This is a genomic window from Sphingoaurantiacus capsulatus, from assembly GCF_042648405.1.
GTDB lineage: Bacteria > Pseudomonadota > Alphaproteobacteria > Sphingomonadales > Sphingomonadaceae > Sphingoaurantiacus > Sphingoaurantiacus capsulatus.
On sequence record NZ_JBHRXV010000013.1, the window covers coordinates 50,304 to 67,879 of the forward strand.

The window sequence follows — 17,576 nt, forward strand, 5'->3', positions numbered from 1 at the left end:
TTTCCTCCTCTACAGGTTCGGGAAGGCAGGGAGGATGCATGGCCGACGACATCGTCTGGTTCGAACGGATGACGTACTGGAATCCGCAGGCCGAGGACGCGCGCGAGGGAGATGACATCGACTATGCCCGCATCGTCCATTCGGGCTCTTTCCGCAGGCTCCAGGGCAAAACCCAGATTCTTAACCTCGGCGACAGCGACTTCTATCGCACCCGCCTGACCCATTCGCTGGAAGTCGCGCAGATCGGCGGAAGCATCGTCCGCCAGCTCGCTCGTCACGAACGCCACCATCCTGGTCACGGCCATTTGCCGAGCCGCAGCATGATCCATGCGATCGGCATGACGCATGATCTCGGCCACCCGCCTTTCGGCCACGGCGGCGAAGTCGCGCTCAACTATTGCATGCGCGATCATGGCGGCTTCGAAGGGAACGGCCAGACGCTGCGCATTCTCACGAAGCTGGAAAAATTCTCTGCCGACAACGGGGCAAATCTGACGCGCCGAACACTCTTGGGTGGTCTCAAATATCCGATCCCGTTCAGCCGCGCGGCCAATCCGGAGCTCTTGCCCCGCCTCGACCCCTCGCCCACGGCGATAAGCCTGATCGACCGCAAGGCGTCGAAGCCGCCGAAGGCCTATCTCGATTGCGATCAGGAAGCGGTGGACTGGATTCTGTCGCCGCTTTCCCCCGGCGACCGCAACCGCTTCATCGAAATGAAGATGCAGGCCGGCAAGCACGGAAAGTCACTGCACAAATCTTTCGACTGCACCATCATGGACCTCGCCGACGACATCGCGTTCGGCGTTCATGACCTTGAGGATGCGCTGGCACTACGCTTGATCAACGAAGCTGAATTTCGACGTTTCGTACCGGAGAACCGTTGCAGCGACTTTCTCGACAAGTTGGCTGAGAAAAGTCGCAAGAAGGGCGAGCCCGTCAACAACCAGTATGAGCGCATGGTCACAGCGTTGTTTGGCGACGGCAACAGCCGAAAGCACTTCATAAGCCAGCTGGTCGGCCACTTCGTTACGCACTGCCGCCTCGCCACGAACGAGGAGTTCGAAGAGCCTCTGCTTCGCTATCGCGCCATCATGGATGCCGGCCCGTCCGAATTCCTCGCGGCCCTGCAAGAGGCAGTGCGCGAAACGGTGATCCTGAGCCCGAGCGTCCAGCATCTCGAGTTCAAGGGGCAGAAGATGGTGGTGTCGGTGTTCGAAGCGCTAGCCTCCGAGCCGAGGCTCTTTCTGCCGGGCGACACGCGCAAGCGCTACGAGGCCAGCGATCAGCCGATGCGCGTCATCTGCGACCATATCTCCGGCATGACCGATCACTTCCTGCTGAAGACCTATGAGCGGCTGTTCAGCCCGCGCATGGGGTCGGTGTTCGACCGGCTCTAGTCGCCCAGTTCTCGCAGGATGCGCTCGGAAAGCTGGATGTCGCCCGCATTGGGCGGCCCCGCCACCGGGGACGGGGACGGCACCGGGCGATACGCCGGGCGGGGCGGGCGCACATATTCGACCAGCGGCGTGCGCGGCAGCCCGACCGGGTCGGCGGTCTTGTCGTGAAACGGATTGCCGTCGAACAGGTGGCGGAAGGCCGGGTCGAGCCGGTAGTTGGGCACCTTCGCCACCACCGCCTCGTCACCCGCGATCTGCAGCAGCATCTCGTCGGGCGGCAGCGCCAGCACCGCCACCGGGTCGGCATGGCCGACGATCTGCGCCATCGCCCGCGCGGCCAGCAGCGTGTTGGCGCCGAAGCACTGCAGCACCTTGCTGTTGTTGACCATCGTCGGCCAGTCCTCGGGGTAGAGGTGCTGGAGCTGCGACGCGTCCTGCCAGAAGCTCCAGGTCTGCAACCCATAGCCACGCAGCAGGGTTACCGCTTGCCGCAGCTCGTTGAAGTTGCCGAGCTGCGCGGCCTCGTCGAGCACGAACAGCGTCGATCGCTCAGGGCGTGATCGGCGCCGCATGATCGCGGTCATCAACGCACCGACCCACAGCCGCAGCAGCCGCCCGTGCGAGGCGAGCATGTGCGGCGGCATGACGATGTAGAGGGTGATCGGGTCGCCGCGGGTGATCGCGTCGAAGTCGAGGCTCGACCGCGCCGTCGCCGCCTGCACCGCGGGGCCGCGCATGAAGTCGATGGCCTCCTGCGCGAAGGCGACGATGCCGCCGATCGTCTCGGGCGCGTTGATGCCGAACAGCTGCCCGGTGTTGCGCGCCTCCGGGTGGCGTGAATCCTCCAGCGCGCTGACCAGCCCCGCCGCATCGCCCGCGGCGCGGTTCACCATGCCGCGCAGGTGGGTGAGCGTGTGCGCTTCCTTCGGCAGGTCGGTGAGCAGGTGGAGCAAGGTGCCGACGAGCAGTTGCCGGGCGCGCCCCTGCCAGAACTGGTTGCGCGGGTCGCCGCCCAGATCGAGCAGCAGCTGGTTGACCAGTACATGCGCCTCGTCGACCGCCGTCGCGCTCATCGGGTCGATCAGGTCGAGCGGATTGAGCGCGGCGCTGTCGAAGCCGGTAATGCCCATCGGGTCGAGCACGCACACCTGCTGCCCCAGCTCTCGCCGCCGCCGCGCGGTGATCGCGGCATTCTCGCCCTTGGGGTCGATGACGATCGCCGGCCCTTGATGGCGCAGCAGCGCCGGCACCACGCAGCCGATGCCCTTGCCGGCGCCGGTCGGCGCGATGGTGATCAAATGCCCCTCGCCCGACAGCAGGATCGGCAGTGCATCGCGGCCGGCGGCATCAATCCGGTCGCCGAAACTGAAGCCGATCGCCTCATGGACCGGCTGCTTTTCGAGCGACCAGCCGACAAGCAGCCCCTCGCCCTCGATCGACTGCGGCAGGCTGAGTTTGGCGGGCGACTGCGTCCCGAACTGGTCGGCGGCGACACTCATGCCGGGGCTCCCACGCGCGGACGGCTGCGCATGCCGTCAAAGACGATGTTCATCGGGTCGAGGCCGGTGGACAGCGGTTCGTCGTCGATCATCTCGATCTCGCCGCTGAAGCCGATGGCGAAGCGGGTGCGGAACAGATCGTTCGCGTAGATGACAGTCGCATCCGCATGCCAGCCGCTGTCGATCGGGGTGATCGCAATCGGCGCGGCGTGGGTGGCGACCACCTCGGGCACCGGGCCGCCGGTCAATTCGGCGAAGCGCGCGCTGTCCTCGATCAGGTGGAACGGCCCGTCGGTGCCGCGCACCGCGCTGCAGAAGAAGCGCAAATAGGCGATGACCGCGCCCTCGTCGGCGAGCTTCAATATGCCGGTGTCGTTGATGTCATGGACGAGCGCCGACGCCCCCTCGATCGGCAGCGCGCCGAACGGGCCGTAGAGGAAGGCAGCGCTGGCCAGCCCCATCTCGGTCTCCTGCAACGCATCGGCCCACATCCAGCCCGGCCAGAACGGCAGCGGCTGCACCCGATAGGCCAACATCTTCCCCGAATAGACCAACGGCCGGCAACGCACCTCGGTCCCGACCAGCCGGTCGCGCAGCGCCACGGTCAAGGTCGCGTCGAGCTGATGCCAGGTGCCGGTCATCAGCGGCGGCGTCGGCCAGGGCGGCGGGCTTTCCATGCAGGCTCCTCGAAGGCTCAGGCGCAGCCGCGCGCGGCGCGGGCGGCGGCGATGCGCGGCAGCAGATCGGCCAGGCGGCCGGCGGCGACGGCGGGAACGTCGGCGGTGGCGAGCGCCTCCGCCTTGGCAAGCGCGGCGCAGGCATCGGCAACCACCGCGCCCTGCTCACCGTAGAACAGATGTGACTCGGCGAGCATGCAGCGAACGGCGGCGGCCACCTCGATGTCCTCGGGCGACGCCGCACCCAGCCCGACCAGCGTATCGGCATGATCGAGCGCCCGCGCGATCGGGGCGAGTGCCGCAAAGGACGCCGCCTCATCCTCCTCGCCGGCCTCGTTCAGCAGGCACACCCCGCTCTGGAACGCGCAGTTGCGGAGCGCCTGCAGCCGCGCCTGCGGCGGCAACAGCGCGGCATGGGCGGCGACGATCGCCTCGACGCCCGCGAAACGCGTGCGCGCGGCCGGGAAGTCGCCCCGCTCCATCAGCGCGTCGGCGCGCAGCAGCCCCGCCTCGATCAGCGGCCGGACCTCCACGGCGGTCGCGCCTGGCATCGGCCGCTCGGCGGCGATCGCGACGGCGCGGTCGATCCAGGCGCCGCCATCATTCCCCACCTGCCCGGCCAAGTCGCCGATGCCCTTCAGCAGCAACGCGACCTCGATGCGCAGCTCGTCATTGGGGTCGAGCGCCAGTTGCGTCTCGAAATAATGCAGCGCCTGGACCGCTTCGTCGAACGCCCGCGCGGGCACGCCCTCGGTGATCGCCGCTTCAGCGAGGTGCTTGAACACCCGGTAGGCCCAGTGGCAGGCGACCGGCGAGCGCATGCCGTCGGCGAAGCGCCGTGCCGCTTCCTGCACCGCCATCAATTCCGACCCGAGCGCACCCGGCCGCCCCCGCGCCGCCACCGCATCGGCCGCCCGCACCACCGCCTTGATCGCGCTGGCACGCACGTCCTGGTTGTCCTCGGCGGCAAGGTGACGGCGCGCGTCGCGGCAGATGTCGGCGAGCAGCGCGGCTTCGGCGGCGCCATCGAGCGCTGCGACGCCCTGCTGCGCCAGCGCTAGTGCGCGGGCAAGGATGTCGAGCCGGTCGTCGTTGAGGATCGGGATCATCGCCAGCGGCAGCGAGCCGGTTTCCGCCAAGGTCTCCTTGCGCCGCAGCAGCGCGAGACGCGCCGCGATCTCGCCCGGCCCGTCGCTGCGCGCGACCGCCTCGGCAAGGGCATCCTCAAGCTGCCGGCCCTTCGCCAGCTCGTCGGCCAGCGCCTGCCGGTGCGTCGCGTCGCCGTGCCCGATGGCGCCACGCAGCGCGCCCTCGATCATCGCCTTGTCGCGCTCACCGCGCGGGCTGCCCTGGCCGTCACGCTTGTCGATCGCCGCGAACAGCAGGCTCAGCGGCACCACCCGCTCGACATCCGACACACCGCTCGCGCGCACCTGTCGCCACATCGCCTCGGCAAGCTGGCGGGCCAGCGCGGTGCGGCGCATCTCCAGCAGCGCATGGCCGACCGACGAGACCCGCTCGCTGCGCAGCCAGCCGGGCAGTTCGTCGAGCCCGCCTGGCACCGCCGCCGCTTCCTCGGCGTAGCGGACGGCGGTCAGATAATCCCAGTCGTCGGCAGCGTCGGCGCCCAGCTCGATAAACAGCGCGGCGCTCAACCCCCGGTCGGCGGGATCGGGCGAGCCGTCGAGCAGCGCCACCGCCGCCTGCCGCGCCTGCCGCCGTGCCGGTCGCGGGCGGGCCGCGAGTGCGACCGGATCGGCGGCATCGGCACGCACCAGATCGGCGAGCACCTGCCGCACCTCATTGGGGTCGAACAGATTGGCGAGATCGGCGCGCGCCACCTCGCGATAGGCGCCCTGCGCAAAGGCATAGACGCCTTCGTCGACCGGGAAGATCAGCGCATGCGGATCGACACCGGCACGAATACCCTCCGCCACGCCCTCGGCGCCCAGCCGCTGCGCGGCGGCGACGGTGAAGGCTTCGGCGAACTGCAGCCCCTGCGCCGCCGACAGACCGGCGGCGGCGCGCACCGGGCGGGGCGCGGCGGCAAGGCGGCGGGCGATCAGCTCGTGGAGGTCGAAGCGCGCGGCGCGCAGCTCCGCAAGCCCTGCCTCGCTCAGCGCCGCCGCGGGGTCGCGGCCGACGAACAGCCGCTCGTTGATCCGCGCATGCTGCACAATCTCCTCAAGCAGCCGCGGGTTGCCGCCGGCGCGGTCGAGCAGCACGGCGCGCTGTTCGGGCGGCAGGCCGGGCAGCGCCTTCCGCACCAGCGCGTCATACACATCGCCCGGCTGCGGCCGCACCGGCGTCGGCGCCCAATCAGGGTCGCGCGCCGTCGCCCAGCGTGACGCGACGCCCGCGAACGATGCGGGATCGGCGATGCGGTCCTTCCATTCGCGCTCCCAATGGGTGGCGATCAGCAGCAGCGGCCAGCCGCGCTCGGCGGCGCGCGCCAGCAGCCGCTCGACGAGCTGGACGATCGCCGGGCTGCGATCGGCCCATTGCGCATCGTCGACAACCAGCACCGCCGGCACGCGCCGGAAACCCGCGGCGCTGCGTTCGACCGCCCGCGCTGCGCCTTTCACGTCGAGCGCGCCCGCCGGCGCATCGAGGAAATCGCCGAGGCTTTCGATCAGCCGGTCGACCGCCTGCCGGTGCCGCGCCTTGTCGGCATCGGCAAACCCCGCCGCGCTGCGTTCGGTCCCGCGCTTCCACACCTTGGCGCCACCGCCGACCTTCAGCAGGTCGAACAGCATCGCGATGATCGGGCCGATGATCGGCACCATGCCGATGCCCTTTTGCGCCACCTCGCCCGCCCAGTCGCGCCGCTCGCGCAGCCGGCGCAGCGGCTCAAGGTGCGGCTGCAGCTTCGCTGCATAGCCGTCGAGCCCCTCGATCTGGTCGCGGCACGGCAGGCCGAGCCACAGAAAGGGCGGCGCCACCGCGGCATTGCAGGGGGCCGCCGGGTTCACATCGCGGTAGTTCTCGTCCGCCGACAGCCGGTCGGGCCAATAGCCCGCCGCCCCGGCGCCATCACGCTGAGCCGACAGCCAGGCGTAGAACTCCTGGACGATGCGCGTCTTGCCGAGGCCGGATTCGCCCGACAGCACGACGAGCTGCGGCGCCGGCGCTTCGGCTTCAAGCCGGGCGTAGGCGCGCTGCAGGGTCGCGAGTTCCTCGGCTCGGCCGCAGAACGGTCGGGTCGGCGTGTCGGTCATTTCGGGGATCGAATAACCCGGCCGACTCCTGCCAAGTCAATGCGGTAAAGGCGTCAGCAGCCGCGCGCGGCGGTGACCAGTGCCTGAACGCCGCCCAGCAGCCGCTCCGACTGACGGCCGATGTCGTCGGCCATCGTGCTGAATTCGGTCGCCTGTCGCTCGGCGGCGGCGGCGCGGTGGCTGATGCCGTCGAGATTGTGCGCCACCTCGCCGCTGGCCCCGGCGATCTGCGCCATCGCTTCGGCGATATCCTGAGTCGACCGGCTCTGCTCAGCGACCGCGCCGCGGATCAGCCCCGCCGCCTCGTCGACGCCGTTGACCAGCCGGTCGATGTCGCCGGTCGCCGCCACCGCCTGGCCGGTCGCGGCACGGATTTCCGCCACGCGCCCGGCGATGGTGCGCGCCGCCTCCTCCGACTGCGCGGCGAGCCTTTTCACCTCGACGGCCACCACACTAAAGCCGCGCCCCGCCGCGCCGGCGCGCGCCGCCTCGATGGTGGCGTTCAAGGCCAGCAGATGCGTCTGCGCGGCGATGCCGGTGATGAGGTCGAGCACGTCGCCGATCTCGTCGACCACATTTTCGAGGTCGCCCATCCGGTCGCGGCACTGGCGCGTGCGGGCGCGCGCGGTGTCGACCGCGCGGCTGGTGTCGTCGACGCGGCGCTTGATCGCGTCGATCGAGGTGACCAGCGCCTCGCTGCCGTCCACCGTTGTGCGCACGAGCTGGCTCGCCTGCGTCGCGGCGGCCGCGCTTGCGGTGGCCTCGCGGCGGTTCACCACCGCACGATCCGCCATGCCGCCCGCCGCGCCGCGGAGCTGCTGTGACGCGGCGACCAATGATTCGGCCACGACGCTGGCATCGCGTTCGAAGCCGGCAAACGCCGCCTCGAGCTGCGCGGCGCGGGCCGAGCGCTCCTCGGCGATCTCCGTCTCGCGCTGGCGCAGCCGCTGGTCCGCCTCCACTTCCTGCGCGCGGGCGGCATCGACGGCGTTCTGCGCATGGTCGATGGCGCGCGCGATCTCGCCGATCTCGTCGCGGCGGTCGAGGCCCGGCACCTCGGCGCGCTGCCCGGCGGCGTAGCGGGCGAGCGCGGCGGCGAGTTCGTGCAGCGGCCGGCTGACGCCGTGCATCACCGCGAGGATGCTGGCGAAACCGATGGCCAGCGAAGCCAGCACCAGCCCGGCGGCAACCCACAAAGCGCGGGTCAGTTCGATGTCGGCGCGGCGCTGCGTGGCAAGCGCCCGACCGCGCGTCTGCGCTGCCAGTTCGGTCACCGCCGTCGCCAGCGGGTCGATGCCCGCATACAGCTCGCCGGTAACGAAGAAGTCGAGCCGGTCGGCGTTGCCGGCGACAAGGATGTCGGCCAGCCGATCGACCGTCGCATCGGCGCGCGCCTTCGACTGCTCGACCGCGGCGGCAAGTGCCTGCTGGTCGGCGGGCACCTGCCGCTTGCGATACTCCGTCCAGCGCTCCCCGATCAGCTTCTCGGCATCGGCAATGGCGCTGAGGCCGGAACCGGCCGACATATTGCCGTTCCGCACCTTGTGCGCAACGTTGACCACCGAGAAGGCATAGGCGTCGGACAGCGTCTTCAGCTCGTCCAAGGGCTCGACCTGATCGCGGCGGATCGATTCGACCATCGCCCGGCTGCGCGCCACCGTGTGCACCACATAGGCCGCGAGCAGCGCCTGCGAGCCGAGCAGCACGCCGACGACCACCAGCATGCGCAGGCGGATCGACGACCATTGCCGCTGGCGCAGGCGTCGCAGGATCGGGGGCATGCGCATCGGTGAAGGGCCTTCCGCTAAGGTCGCCCGTCAAATGCCGTCACATGGTTAAAGCGTTCGTAAACCGGGCGTGAACCTTTCGTGACAATCCGCCCATAACGGGCGCCGAAAGGTTTGTTGCACCGGCGAAACCGTCTATCCGGCGCGACGATCCCCAAGGAGACTGATGTGTCTGATCGTCGTTCGCGCGTGCGTACCGCGCCCGAACCTTCCGTGCTGCGAATCGTCGGCACCATCGTGCTGGCCCCGACCGCGATGTTCGCGCTGCTGTTCGTCGCCGGCCAGCTCTGGCAGGCGTTGGCCTAGGAGGTCGGTGCCGCCGGTGCAGGCGTCGGCGGCGGCGGCCGGCGCATCGCGCTGCGCGGCGGCAAGAACAGCTTGCGGAAGGAGATGCTGACCGTCCGCCCCTGCGCATCGAGCAGGTCCGGCTGATAGTTGATCGGCGTCAACCCGGTGCCGTCGCGCACCTTCTGCTTGGCATCGAAGAGGTTATCGACGCCGAGGCGCACCTGCGTGCCGCGCAGCCAGGGATGCTGCAGTACCAGCTCGGGCTTCTCGCCGAGGTTGGCGAAGATTCGCAGGTCCATCTTGGTCAGTGGCGCAAAGTCGAGATCGCCGGAGGGACCGCCGACCACCTGGCTGCCGCTCTGCCACGTCCCCGTCAGCCGCACGCCGATACCATTGTTGAACCAGCCGCTCTCGACCTCGACCCTGTGCCGCGCGCGGCCGCCGCCGGTGTCCGCCGCCTCGCCGTCGAGATAGTCGATCACCGGCAAGCCGGGGCGGATCAGCACCTCATCGCGGATCAGCAGCGTGTGATAGGCCGACAAGGTCAGCCGCCCGCTCTGCCCGCCGCCGAACGGCCCGAAGCCGCCGGGACCGCCGCCGGGTCCCCGGAAGCCGCCCGGCCCGCGCTGGCCCTGACCGGCACCCTGACCTTGCGGCTGCGGCCCGCCGCCCGCCGCCTCACGGGTGCGGCGCAGCTGATCCATCACCGACTGCGACGGCTGCGCCGACTTCAGCGGCTTGCTGAAATTGATGCCCCAGCGAACCTCGTCACGCGCCGATGAGTCATAGTTCACCGGGCGCAGGTCGACGCGGATCAGGTCGCCCGCCGCATTGCGCGTGAAGCGTTCGGGGAAGGCCGCCTCGATCGCCGCGGTCGGCCCGGGGAAGCGCGACAGCGGATCGTCGGTGCGGGTGCGCACATAGTCGCCGCGCAGTTCGAGGTTGGTCTCGTCCAACGGCTTCAGGGTCGCGCCGAGCTTGGTGACCTTGCGCGTGTCCGACAGCAGGTCCGGATTGCCGCCGCTGACCTGATCGACCAGCACCGTCTCGCCGAGCCGGAAGTCGAAGATGCGGCTGTTCGGCGTCACCAGCACCGGATCACCGAGCTGCTGCAGCCCCGGCGCGCCCTGCTCGCGGGTGTAGGAGGCGATGAGGCTGAGCCTCTGCACCGGCGCCCAGAACAGGCCGCCGCCGGCCGTCACCAGCGTGCCGAAGTCGGACAGTTCCTCGACCTCGACATTGCCATTCAGGGTCAGCGTGCCGATCGCACCCCACGCGCCGTTGCGCTTGGCGACGGGCAGGTCGAAGTTGAGCGAGGAGCTCAGTCGATCGCGGCCCAGATCGGTCTCGGTAACGCCCGACACGCGCTGGGCACGGCTGTCGATGTCGCGGGTATCGCCCGCCACCTTCACCGTCATCGAGGCGCGGCCCGCCGGCAGCTCGGCGAGCGGCCCGCTGGCGACGACGTCGAGCGCACCCGTCGAATTGGTCGAGCGCGCGCGGTCGCGGCTCGCCACCCCCACCGTCTCGCGGTCGGTCAGGGTCAGGCTGCGCGACAGTTCGTAGGAGCCGGTCGCCGACAGTCGCCAGCTGCCGCGATCGGTGTTGAGCGCCATGCCCAGCCGACCGGAATCATTATCGGTGTTCCGCTCCAGCGCGGTACCGGGGCTGAGCAGCGATTCACCGAGCAGCGAGCGGCCGTCGGTCGACTCCACCTGCCCATCGAAGGTCGCCGCCACATCGCCGAAGACCGTCCGATTCACCGTGCCGCCGAGCCGCGCCATCTGGCGCGAGCCGAGCAGGGTACGGAAGTCGCGCTGGTCGCGTTCGCCGGCGGCGGGCGGGGCGATGTCGCGCTCCGATTCCGTGAGCGAGCTGGTGCCCTCCAACCGAAGGTTGATGGTGGTGCGGCCGTCCTCGTTGATCATCAATCTTGTGGCGTCGGCCTCGCCCTCGAAGCGCCCCCCCTCGGTCGGCATCTCGCCTTCGACGCGCGTCACCGTCGAGCGGAAGCGCGGGCGCAGCACGATGTTCACCACGCGCTGATCGGCGCGATAGCCGTACTTCAGCGCCACCTCCTCGGGGAGGATGTCCATGCGCAGGATCGCCTCGGGCGGCAGATCGCGCACTTCGCGGAAGCCCGAGGTGCGGCGGCCGTTCAGCAGCACGATCGGCTGCCCGCCTTCGCGGCTGCGCGAGCTGGCGGTCTGCGGCGCCACCGCTTCCAGAAGCTCGGCGATGCTGGTCGCGCCGGTGGCGCGGATGTCGCGCGGGTCGAGCGTGTTCTCGGGCGGGATGTCGCCGATCACCGCGCCGGGCAGCCTGGCGCCGCCGACCACCACGATCTCCTCGTCGGTGTAGGTCTCCCCTTCGGCGGCAGGCGCAGCGGCGGCCTCGGCCGCTTCCTGGGCGGCAAGCGGGAGGTGGAGGGCGAGAAGGGCGGTGCCGGCGAGGAGACGCACGCTGGCGCGGGCATGAAGAATGGTCACGCAGGCCTTACGGTGGGGAAACGGGCGATCCCCCTAGCCGCGAAACAAATTTTTAGACAGGCGTTTCAGCGGTCGAAAACGAACTCGCCGGCCTTCGGCGCAAGGGTCACGCGCCAATAATCGACGAGCGGCCACGGCCAGTTCTGGCTGACCCGACCGCCCGCATTCTTGTACCAGCTGGTCACCCCCGGCTGGCCCCACGCCATGTCGGCATTGGCGGCATCGACGTCGGCGTTGAAGCGGTCATGTACCGCCTCGCGGACTTCAAGGCTCTTCGCCCCCTCGTCGAGCAGCAGCTTCGCCGCGCCGACGACATAGCGGACGCCGCATTCGGAGAAGAAGATGATGCTGCCGTTGACGACGATGTTGGTGTTCGGCCCGTAGAGCATGAAGAAGTTCGGGAAGCCCGGCACCGTCAGCCCGAGATAGGCGCGCGCGTCACCCTGCCAGCGGTCATGCAGCTCTACGCCGCCGCGGCCGTAAACCTTGAACGTCGACAGAAAATCGCTGGCGGTGAAGCCGGTGCCGTAGACGATCGCGTCGAAGTCGCGCGACGCCCCGTCCTCGGTCTCGATCCCCGTGGGCGAAATCTTCGCGATCGGGTTGGTCACCACCTCGACATTGTCGCGCTTCAGCGCCGCCAGCCACACGCCGTTGTCGCGCACCGTGCGCTTGCCGCCGATCGGGTAACTGGGGACGACCAGCTCGCGCAGGTGCGGCGCGTCGCCGATCTGCTCCTGGATCTTCTCGACCAGCGCGGCGCGAAGCTCGGCGTTCATCGCGCTGATCGCGGTCGTATCGCCGTCCCAGGCCGGATCGGCCTTCACCATCTCGTAGATGCCGTCGGTCAGCATCCAGAACAGCCAGAAGCGGTACCAGCTTTCATAGGTCGGCACATGCTCGAGCATCCAGCGCATGCCGCCGCCGACATCGTCATGATAATTGGGCGTCGGGCCGAGCCACGGCGGGGTGCGCTGGAACACGGTCAGCGAGGCGACCTTGCCCGCGATCTCGGGCACGAACTGAAAGGCGCTGGCCCCGGTGCCGATCACCGCGACGCGCTTGCCCGCCAGATCGACGTCATGCCGCCAGCGCGCCGAATGGAAGGCGTCGCCGGCAAAGCTGTCGCGCCCGGCCACATCGGGCAGGCGCGGCTGATTGAGCTGCCCGACCGCGCTCACCAGCAGATCGGCTTCCAAGCTCTCGGTCGCGCCCTTCTGCGTGACCGTCACCCGCCATTTCGACGCCGCCTCGTCCCAGCGCGCGTCCTCGACCTTGGTCTCGAACCGCACATGCTCGCGCAGGCCATGCTTCGCGGCGACGCCGCGGAAATAGTCGAGCAGCACCGGCTGCGTCGAATAATGCTGCGGCCATTCGTGGCTCGGCTCGAAGGAATAGCCGTAGAGGTGATTGGGGTTGTCGACACGGCAGCCGGGATAGCTGTTCTCGAACCAGGTACCGCCGACCTCGGCGTTCTTTTCGATGATCCGCACCGCGACACCCGCCTGCCGCAACCGGATCGCCGCCAACAGCCCGGACATGCCGGCGCCGACGATGATCGCCGAAAGGTTGCGCTTCGGCGCCAGGGTCTCGACGCGCCAGTCGGGCTGCTTCGCATCGCGCCCGTCGAGGCCCAGTTCCTCCAATAGGAACGGCACATAATGTTCGGGAATGTCGACGCCGGCGATGAAGTCCATCACCTGGCGGATGGTGGCCTCCGGCGGCGCCGGCGGCAGCGGCCGGCCGTCGATCAGATGCGCGACCAGCGCATCCTCGGCGCGCTGGCGGATGTCCGCCTGCACCGCATCGGGCAGATCGCCCTGCCCGTCGCCGAAGAAATCATACACCGGCGGATGCTCGGGCAGCAGGTGCGAGGCGTCGCCGGTCAGGTGGACCAGCGCCGCCATCAGCGACGGGATATGCGCTTCGAGAAGCGCGGTACGGATGGACTCGCGGGTAAGGTTCGCCATGCCGGCAGCGTCGCGCCCCGTCACCGGGCGCGCAACCAGCGCAAAGCGTTAGGGCCTGAACTCATCAAGCATGGCGTTCGGGACGGCGTCAGGAAGGCCATGGCAAGTAAGGTCGCGCAGACCAGCTAGCTGAAGCTAGCTGGCAAGCGGCCGGCGCGTGGCCATGGCCTTCCTGACGCCGTCCCGAACGCCATGCTTGATGAGTTCAGGCCCTAACGCTTTGCGCTGGTTGCGCGCCCGGTGACGGGGCGCGACGCTGCCGGCATGGCGAACCTTACCCGCGAGTCCATCCGTACCGCGCTTCTCGAAGCGCATATCCCGTCGCTGATGGCGGCGCTGGTCCACCTGACCGGNGCGCGACCTCTCCTCGCCAGTCAGCCTCTCGCTGCCATCCCGAATGCCACGCTTGGTGAGTTCAGGCCCTGGCCCGCTAACGATCCTGGTAGTTGGGTGGCCGCTTTTCGAGGAAGGCGGCGACCGCTNGCTAACGATCCTGGTAGTTGGGTGGCCGCTTTTCGAGGAAGGCGGCGACCGCTTCGCCATGATCGGCGGTGGTCGCCATCATGATCTGCTGCCGGTCCTCGATCGCCATCGCCGCCTCGAGGCTCGACGCGTCGATGTTGAGGTTGAGCGCATCCTTGGTCATGCGCAGCCCCATCGGCGCCGTCGCCAGCATGTCGGCGGCGAGCGCGAGGCCGGTGTCGAGCAGTCTGTCCTCCTCGACGATCTCGCTGAGCAGATTCGCCCGCAGCGCCCGCTCGGCGTTGATGAAGCGCCCGGTGAGCAGCAGCTCGGACGCCACCGACATCCCGACGAGGCGCGGCAGCAGATAGCTCGACCCGATGTCGGCGCCGCCGAGGCCCACCTTGATATAGGCCGCGTTCATCCTGAGCGACGGCGCGCCATAGCGCACGTCGCAGGCGAGCAGTAGCGACAGGCCGCCGCCGCACGCCGCCCCGTGGCCGAGGCCGACCACCGGCTGCGGGCACGACCGCATCAGCTTGATGATCCGCGCGATGCGCTGCTGCGTCTTGAGCCCGCGATGCACGCGCGAACTCTGCTCGGAGTCGCTCGCCCAGCCCTTGAGGTCGAGGCCCGCACAGAACGCCCGTCCGGCACCGCGCATAATGACGACGCGAACGTCGTAGCGCTCGTGCAGCCCGAGGAAATAATCGGTCAGCTCCTCGACCAGCTTGCTGTCGAGCGTGTTGAGCGCGTCGGGCCGGTTGAGCGTGACGATCTCGATACCCTCGCGCCGCTCGATGTCGATCGTCGTAAAGCTCATGCGAACTGACCCTTTCGCGGCCCCATGTAGCCGAACAGGAAAGCGGCCACCTTGCGGATCTGGATTTCCTCGGCGCCTTCGGTGATGCGGTAGCGGCGGTGGTGGCGATAGATATGCTCGAACGGCTTGTGCCGCGAATAGCCGATGCCGCCATGAACCTGCATTGCGCGGTCGGCGGCCTCGCAGACCAGCCGGTTCGCCCAGTAATTGCACATGCTCACCTTGTCGGAGAGCGTCCGCTCGATCGCCTTGTGGTCCATCTGGTCCATCTCCCAGGCGGTCTTGCGAATGAGCAGGCGCAACATCTCGCACTGCGTCGCCAGCTCGACCAGCGGCCACTGGATCGCCTGGTTGTCAGCGAGCGGCTTGCCGAACGGCTTGCGCTCGCGGGCGTATTTCACGCTCTCCTCGACACAGAACACCGCCGCGCCGAGTGACGACGCCGCCTGCCGGATGCGGTTCTGGTGGACGAAGCTCTGGCCGAGCCCGAGGCCGCGGTCGATCTGGCCCCAATAGGCATCCTCGGGAATCCACACGTCGGTATAGCTGATGCGCGGATGATCGGTCGGCATGTTGAAGGTCCAGAGCCACTCCTCGATCTTCAGCCCCGGCGTATCGGCCGGCACGATGAAGCAGGTGATGCCCGTGGCGTCGCCGTCCTTGCCGCTGGTCCGCGCGAAGGTCATGACGTGGGTGGCGACGTGCATGCCCGTCGTCCACATCTTCTCGCCGTTGATCAGCCAGCCCGGCTTGCCGTCGCGCTCCTGCGGCACCGCGCGCGTCTCCATGAAGGTCGCGTCGGAGCCGTGGTTGGGCTCGGTCAAACCAAAGGCGGTGATCATCGACCCGTCGAGCAGCTTGCCGTTGTCGCGCTCGAACTGTTCGGGCGACGCAAACTCGCGAAACAGCACCACGAAGGGGTTGTTACCGACGATCGAATGTTCGTTCTGAAGATCGTTGTGGAGGCCCAGGCCCTTCGCCGCCAGATGCTCGCGGATCACCGCCATCCAGAGGTTGGAGCCTTCCTTGCCGCCCAGCTCCTTCGGCCAGGCGAAGCGGAAATGGCCCGCCTTGTCGGCGCGCTGGCGCGCCTGCTTCAGCAGCGCCTCCCACTCCTCGCGCGGCAGGCCCTCATTGTCCCAGTCGGTGCGGGCATGCTCGCGGCGATGGTCGAAGAAGCGGATATTGTCATCCGCATTCTCGAGCGGCTTGATCTCCGCCTCGATGAAGGCGTCCAGCTCGGCGAGATAGGCGGTCAGTTCGGGCGGTACGGCAAAGTCCATCGGTCCCTCCACGGCAGCGGCGGCACTTGAACCTGCGCACCGCACGCTGTCGACCGGCACCTTTTCACAGGTCGCGCCGGCGAGGCTAGCAAAGTCGACGAGTGGTTCGCGCGGGCGCGGCGCCTACTACTGCCGCCGACGAACCACAGGAGCGCGCCATGACCTATCCCCTTCCCAATGCCTCGACCGACCTCAGCGGCCAGGTCGCGCTGGTCACCGGCGCCTCGTCGGGGCTGGGGTTGCGCTTCGCCAAAGTGCTCGCCGCCGCGGGCGCGAAGGTGGCGCTCGCCGCCCGCCGCGCCGACCGGCTGGAAGCCCTCGCCGCGGAAATCCGCGCCGCCGGCGGCGAAGCGGTGGCGATCTCGCTCGACGTGACCGACGCCGACCAGCTGGTGCGCGCGGTTGCCGAGGCCGAGGCCGCGTTCGGCCTCGTCACCATCCTCGTCAACAACGCCGGCATCCCCGACGCGCAGCGGGCACACAAGATGTCGGTCGACTTCATCGACAAGGTGATCGGCATCAATCTGCGCGCGCCCTACATCCTCTCCTGCGAGGTGGCGCGGCGGCTGCTTGCGGCGAAGCAGCCGGGGCGGATCATCAACATCGCCTCGGTCGCCGCCTACACCTACAGCGGCAACGGCGCCGCGCTCTATTCGGTGACCAAGGCGGGCGTCGTCCGCATGACCGAGACGCTGGCGATCGAGTGGGCGGCGTTCGGGATCAACGTAAACGCGATCGCGCCCGGCGCCTTCGCCTCGGAGATGATGGACGGCATGCTGGAACGGATGGGCGACTTCACCGGCCATTTCGCCCGCAAGCGGCTCGGCCAGCCGGCGCAGCTCGATTCCACTTTGCTCTACCTCGCTTCGCCGGCGTCGGATGCGGTCACCGGCACGATCATCAAGGTCGACGACGGTCAGGGTCCGCGCTGATCAAGGCGCTTACGTAGTTCTACGTAAGGCGACACCAAGTCGCGTCGGAATCTCTTACAGCAACTGTTAACTAGTCCCTGAGATACTCGCCAAGTCGCGGGAATCTTTCGGTTGGCGCGGTTTATGCGTAGCCAATCGGCGAGGTGGCTTATGTTGCGTTGGTTCTCGACCCTTTTTCTCGCCTGCCTGGCCGCAGGTGCGGTTGCTTCGCCGGCCGTTGCCGCCGCGGATGACGCGCGCGTGGTCGCGATCGGCGGGTTCGACGCCGATGTCGGCGAGCTTTGGGCCGGCAGCGACGAGGCGCGCCGGTCTGGCCTCTGGCAAGATATCGACGCGGTCGGTCGCGGATCGATGATCGCGCACCTCCGCGCCACGCCTGCCAAGCCGCGGCAGAGCAGCGCCAGCCTGCGCGAAACGGTTCGCCGTTTCACCGAAGTCCGCCACATCACGCGCTCCGGCACCCGGACGGTCAATGCGCCCAAGCCGAAGCGGCAGCCGCTGATCGGCCTGGTGATCCTCGGGCTGGGTGTCGTCGGGGTGATGCTGTTCTTCACCTACAAGCCGCGCACCGAAACAGCGGAGAAGTCGAAGGCCGATCGCCGCTACATGCCGCCCGGCCGCCCGGCGCTGCGGCGACAGCCGGTGGCCGTCCGCCCGACGATTCCGGCGACCGGCCTGCGCCGCTTCGCGCGTTAGAGCGGGATGACGCTACACGGAAGCATACCCTGAGTTGGCGAGATAGTTGGCGCAC

Annotated in this window: 12 protein-coding genes; 4 read left to right on the forward strand and 8 right to left on the reverse strand. The window is 68.8% G+C overall.

Going from position 1 to position 17,576, the window contains the following annotated elements:
• Positions 1–38 precede the first annotated feature (38 nt).
• On the forward strand, positions 39–1,397 hold the full coding sequence (locus ACFOMD_RS17160) for an anti-phage deoxyguanosine triphosphatase (protein ID WP_380863656.1): 1,359 nt from the start codon (positions 39–41) through the stop codon (positions 1,395–1,397).
• On the opposite strand, the gene ACFOMD_RS17165 is transcribed toward ACFOMD_RS17160, so the two are convergent.
• Genes ACFOMD_RS17165 through ACFOMD_RS17180 form a run of 4 tightly spaced genes read right to left on the reverse strand, consistent with a single transcriptional unit; the run spans position 1,394 to position 8,578 of the window.
• A complete protein-coding gene (locus ACFOMD_RS17165) occupies positions 1,394–2,896 on the reverse strand; it encodes a type IV secretory system conjugative DNA transfer family protein (RefSeq protein WP_380863658.1) in 1,503 nt (500 codons plus the stop codon). The genes ACFOMD_RS17160 and ACFOMD_RS17165 overlap by 4 nt on opposite strands.
• Positions 2,893–3,573, reverse strand: coding sequence for a hypothetical protein (locus ACFOMD_RS17170; protein WP_380863660.1), 681 nt, complete (start codon positions 3,571–3,573; stop codon positions 2,893–2,895). The genes ACFOMD_RS17165 and ACFOMD_RS17170 overlap by 4 nt, the downstream gene beginning before the upstream one ends.
• A gap of 17 nt (positions 3,574–3,590) precedes the next feature.
• Entirely contained in the window at positions 3,591–6,791 is a 3,201-nt protein-coding gene (locus ACFOMD_RS17175) for an AAA family ATPase (RefSeq protein WP_380863662.1), read from the reverse strand.
• A gap of 53 nt (positions 6,792–6,844) precedes the next feature.
• On the reverse strand, positions 6,845–8,578 hold the full coding sequence (locus tag ACFOMD_RS17180) for a methyl-accepting chemotaxis protein (protein ID WP_380863664.1): 1,734 nt from the start codon (positions 8,576–8,578) through the stop codon (positions 6,845–6,847).
• A 168-nt stretch (positions 8,579–8,746) separates the two neighbouring features.
• Between ACFOMD_RS17180 and ACFOMD_RS17185 the strand changes: the two genes are divergently transcribed.
• Positions 8,747–8,884 (forward strand): hypothetical protein, encoded by a 138-nt coding sequence (locus ACFOMD_RS17185; RefSeq protein ID WP_380863666.1) that lies wholly within the window; start codon positions 8,747–8,749, stop codon positions 8,882–8,884.
• Here ACFOMD_RS17185 and ACFOMD_RS17190 read toward each other — a convergent pair.
• The 4 genes from ACFOMD_RS17190 to ACFOMD_RS17205 form a co-directional block, all read right to left on the reverse strand.
• Entirely contained in the window at positions 8,881–11,355 is a 2,475-nt protein-coding gene (locus tag ACFOMD_RS17190; RefSeq protein ID WP_380863668.1) for a TonB-dependent receptor, read from the reverse strand. The two genes, ACFOMD_RS17185 and ACFOMD_RS17190, sit on opposite strands and share 4 nt — an antisense overlap.
• A gap of 65 nt (positions 11,356–11,420) precedes the next feature.
• On the reverse strand, positions 11,421–13,325 hold the full coding sequence (locus tag ACFOMD_RS17195; protein ID WP_380863670.1) for a flavin-containing monooxygenase: 1,905 nt from the start codon (positions 13,323–13,325) through the stop codon (positions 11,421–11,423).
• Positions 13,326–13,809: 484 nt separating this feature from the next.
• Positions 13,810–14,610 (reverse strand): enoyl-CoA hydratase/isomerase family protein, encoded by an 801-nt coding sequence (locus ACFOMD_RS17200; protein ID WP_380863672.1) that lies wholly within the window; start codon positions 14,608–14,610, stop codon positions 13,810–13,812.
• Positions 14,607–15,893, reverse strand: a complete 1,287-nt coding sequence (locus tag ACFOMD_RS17205) for an acyl-CoA dehydrogenase family protein (RefSeq protein ID WP_380863674.1) — start codon at positions 15,891–15,893, stop codon at positions 14,607–14,609. The genes ACFOMD_RS17200 and ACFOMD_RS17205 overlap by 4 nt, the downstream gene beginning before the upstream one ends.
• A gap of 158 nt (positions 15,894–16,051) precedes the next feature.
• Between ACFOMD_RS17205 and ACFOMD_RS17210 the strand changes: the two genes are divergently transcribed.
• Together ACFOMD_RS17210 and ACFOMD_RS17215 are read left to right on the forward strand one after the other, a co-directional pair.
• Entirely contained in the window at positions 16,052–16,825 is a 774-nt protein-coding gene (locus ACFOMD_RS17210) for an SDR family NAD(P)-dependent oxidoreductase (RefSeq protein WP_380863676.1), read from the forward strand.
• Between the two features lie 150 nt (positions 16,826–16,975).
• On the forward strand, positions 16,976–17,521 hold the full coding sequence (locus ACFOMD_RS17215) for a hypothetical protein (protein WP_380863678.1): 546 nt from the start codon (positions 16,976–16,978) through the stop codon (positions 17,519–17,521).
• Positions 17,522–17,576: the final 55 nt, after the last annotated feature.